This window comes from Terriglobus sp. YAF25, assembly GCF_052113305.1.
In the GTDB taxonomy this organism is placed as follows: domain Bacteria; phylum Acidobacteriota; class Terriglobia; order Terriglobales; family Acidobacteriaceae; genus Terriglobus.
The window spans coordinates 1-1,365 of the sequence record NZ_JBFRCY010000962.1; the positions used below are offsets into that span (position 1 = coordinate 1).

Consider the following 1,365-nt stretch of genomic DNA (forward strand, 5'->3'; position numbering starts at 1 on the left):
GCCAAACATGACCTCGTCTTGCCCTACTTGGAAAATAAGCGACAAGCTACCACCGTTATCGTGATACGTTAGCTGCCAATGACCTATCGTATCCGGCTGAATTTCGGCCGGAGGTTTGACCGTGTAGAAAGGCAAGTTGACCTCGGGGTTGGGTTTCAGTACCAATGGTTCAGATGTTGTGTTGGAAAGATAAAAGTTCAGAATAAGTGCCAATGTGCCCTCCAAGACGCATAGTTGGTGTTGTTATTTATTGACCTTGCGGCTTGTGTGAGTCGAGTTGCTTTTCGGACATGACGGATCTCCTTTGTTGCGTCAGTGTTGGATTAAGCAACGATGCAGGTGGGAGGAAGGTCGATCGACCGCAGTGGTATCCAGGTATAGGCAATTCCCGGAATTGCATCGTGCGGTGCGCTATAGTTGTACCCTATCTGACCGCGGCAGTCGAATCAGTGGAACAGATTGATCGTTGCCGTCCCCGTCTCGTTACACGGTTCCTAAAGATTCGTCCAAAGCAAGATTGCCTACTTGATCTGAAGCGGGTAGTAGTAGGAGGCTTGATCCTGCTCATGAGTCGTGGAAAGGAAATAGGAGCCGGGTTTTGACTTTCGTAGATCAATAACCATCCGTTCGCGCAACGTCCTGTGTGGCTGACACACAGAGGAGTCCATCAGGACTACGCACACGCCGGTGTTACTCAACCCCGGCCTTTCCATTGTGAATGCGCGGCGTATCACGACGATCACTCTAGAGATCATCATGACGCTTCCGGCAACTTACGCCGGCATTGATCATGCAGAACAAAAGATGATCGCGGAAGAGTTCAGAACTGTTCTTCGTTGTTATCTAATGCTTCGACTGAATCCACGTCCGAAACGACGCTGAATAGAGCATTCCCTGTAGGGGTAGGGCATCTATGCGCAATGAAAACGCCACTGCTTGCCCGAAATAGGTGTGGTCAATTAATGATTCTTCCGGGATACCCAACAACATGGAGAACGCTCTAAGCGTGTACCTCAGCGGCTAAAGCCGCCTTTTGCTCCGGCCTGTACGGGACGGCTGAAGCCGTCCCCTTAAGCAATACATTCGCACCTCGGTGCGAAATGGTTGCGCTGCGCGCAACGGAAGGATAGAGCCGAGCACAATGAGCCTTGTATCCTGTCGCGCGAAGCGCGATGTCGTGTTTAAGGGCACGGCTTTTAGCCGTGCCGTATAGAGTGGTACAGACCGGGCAGATGGGTAACAGATTAGACCGGGGACATAGGTAACACTTTCGCGAGGTCGAGCGGAGGCGTGTAGAAGTCTGGCATGCCTTGGAGAGCGAGCGGAGTGTTGGAAGAGCGTGCCCGGTTTGCAGTGGAGTGGGAG

General features: G+C 52.0%; 1 protein-coding gene. It reads right to left on the minus strand.

What is annotated here, in order from left to right:
* On the minus strand, window positions 1-213 hold a 213-nt coding region (locus tag AB4043_RS25615; RefSeq protein WP_442308533.1), incomplete at its 3' end, for a hypothetical protein.
* Window positions 214-1,365 lie beyond the last annotated feature (1,152 nt).